Below are 2,371 nucleotides of genomic sequence, written 5' to 3'. Positions count from 1 at the left end.
CACCCTCGTCAACCCCACCACCGCCCTCTACTTCACCGCGCTCACCACCGCCCAGGGCAGCGCCCTGCACGGCGGCGGCAGCGGGGCCGTGTTCGTCGCGGCGGTGTTCGCCGCCTCCTTCGTGTGGCAGCAGCTGCTCGTGGCGGCGAGCGGGTTCGCCGGGGCGCGGATCTCCGCGGCGGCCCGGATGTGGACGTTCCGGATCGGCTACGGGCTGGTCGCGGCGTACGCGGTCAAGGTGGCGCTGCCGCTTCCTTGATCGCGGTGCCGCGTAGGGTTTCGGGTGGCCCTTCCGGGCCGGTGATGCCGCCGGCCGGACGTCGACTGCGAGGAGCCCCTCCGTGTCCCCTCTCCTTCCCGCGCTGCGCACCGCCGACCGCAAGGAAGCCCTTCGGTTCGGTGAGCACTCCCTCACCTACGCGGAGCTCGCCGGGGCCGCGGGCGCCCTGGCGGGCCGGCTCGCCGGGGCCGGCCGTGTCGCGGTCTGGGCGACGCCGACCCTGGAGACGGCCGTCGGGGTGGTGGCGGCGCTGCTGGCCGGGGTCCCCGCCGTACCGCTGAACCCCCGGACGGGCGAACGCGAGCTGGCGCACATCCTGGCGGACAGCGCGCCGACGGCCGTCCTCGCCGCCCCCGGCACCCCGCTTCCGTCCGCACTGGAGGCACTGACCAGGATCGACGTACACACCACGGCGGAGCCGGGCGCGCGGCTCCCGGCCACCGAGCCGGACCCCGCCTCCCCCGCCTTCGTCGTCTACACCTCCGGCACCACCGGTCCGCCCAAGGGCGCGGTCCTGCCCCGCCGGGCCGTCGCCGTCACCCTCGACGCGCTCGCGGAGGCCTGGGCGTGGACCGACCGGGACGTCCTGGTCCACGGGCTGCCGCTGTTCCACGTCCACGGGCTGATCCTCGGCGTCCTCGGCCCGCTGCGGCGCGGCGGCTCGGTGCGCCACCTGGGCAGGTTCTCGGTGGAGGGCGTGGCCCGCGAGCTGTCGGCGGGCGTGACGATGCTGTTCGGGGTGCCGACGATGTACCACCGGATCGCCGAATCCCTCGACACCGACCGGGAGTTGGCGAAGGCGCTGGCCGGGGCGCGGCTGCTGGTGTCGGGGTCGGCGGCGCTGCCCGTCCACGACCACCGCCGGATCGCGGCGGCGACCGGCCGCACGGTGATCGAGCGGTACGGGATGACCGAGACGCTGATGAACACGAGCGTACGGGTGGACGGCGAGCCGCGGCCGGGGACGGTCGGCGTACCGCTGCCGGGCGTCGAGCTGCGCCTGGCGGACGAGTCGGACGGTATCGGCGAGATCCAGGTGCGCGGCCCGAACCTGTTCACCGGCTATCTCAACCGGCCGGACGCCACCGCCGCCGCCTTCACCGAGGACGGCTGGTTCCGCACCGGCGACCTGGCGAGCCTGGACGCGGACGGTTACGTACGGATCGTGGGCCGCAAGGCCACCGACCTGATCAAGAGCGGCGGTTACAAGATCGGGGCGGGCGAGATCGAGAACGCGCTGCTCGACCACCCCGCGGTGCGCGAGGCAGCCGTCACCGGTGAGCCGGACGCCGATCTCGGGGAGCGGATCGTGGCGTGGGTGGTCGCGGCCGACCCCCAGGCGCCGCCCACGGCCGAGGAGTTGGCCGCGCATGTGGCGGGCCAGCTCTCCCCGCACAAACGGCCGCGTACGGTCCGCTTCCTGGAGACGCTGCCGCGCAACGACATGGGCAAGATCATGAAGCGGGCGCTGGGGCATGGCTGACCGGCTGACCGCGCGGGCGGCGATCGGGGCGGCCACGTCCGCCTTCACCGAACTGTTCCCCCCGGAGGGCGAGTCCGGCCCGGCGGAGGGCCCGCTCGGCTGGGAGGGGTACGCGGCGTCGAGGGCGCGGGCCACGGAGCGCACGGGCGAGCAGGAGTCGGTGGTGTACGGCCTGGCGGAGGCGGAAGGGCGGCCCTGCGTCCTGCTGGCCTTCGAATTCGGCTTCCTCGGCGGGTCGTTGGGGCAGCGTACGGGCGACCGCCTGGAGGCGGCGTACCGGGCGGCGCGGGAGCGGCGGCTGCCGCTGGTGTCGCTGATCGCCACCGGTGGCAGCCGGATGCAGGAGGGCATGGTCGCCCTCACCCAGCTCCAGCGGGTGGCCCGCCAGTCCGCGCTGCTGCGCGCCGCCGGGCTGCCGCAGGTCGCGGTGCTCCGCGACCCGACGACCGGTGGCGGCTGGGCCACGCTGGGCGCGGGCGCGGACGTGGTCCTCGCGCTGCCGGGCGCCCAGGTCGGCTTCGCGGGCTCCCGGGTCCGCCCCGCCGACGCGGACCCGGCGGCGTACGCGGCCGAGGGGCAGCTCGCGGCCGGGGCGGTGGACGCGGTGG

2 protein-coding genes and 1 pseudogene are annotated in these 2,371 nt (G+C 75.8%); all 3 read left to right on the top strand.

All coding sequences use genetic code 11. The features are described from left to right. A pseudogene (locus tag ACJA3G_RS35285) lies at positions 1-259 on the top strand (lysine transporter LysE); the annotation flags it as partial. 82 nt (positions 260-341) lie between these two features. Next, positions 342-1,763, top strand: coding sequence for an acyl-CoA synthetase (locus ACJA3G_RS35280; RefSeq protein WP_406557109.1), 1,422 nt, complete (start codon positions 342-344; stop codon positions 1,761-1,763). After that, the coding region (locus ACJA3G_RS35275; RefSeq protein ID WP_406557108.1) for a carboxyl transferase domain-containing protein at positions 1,756-2,371 on the top strand (616 nt) is incomplete at its 3' end. The genes ACJA3G_RS35280 and ACJA3G_RS35275, both read left to right, overlap by 8 nt.

The sequence above is a fragment of the Streptomyces sp. YS-3 genome (assembly GCF_045257485.1).
Taxonomy (GTDB): Bacteria; Actinomycetota; Actinomycetes; order Streptomycetales; family Streptomycetaceae; genus Streptomyces.
This window is presented reverse-complemented; position numbering and strand designations above follow the sequence as displayed.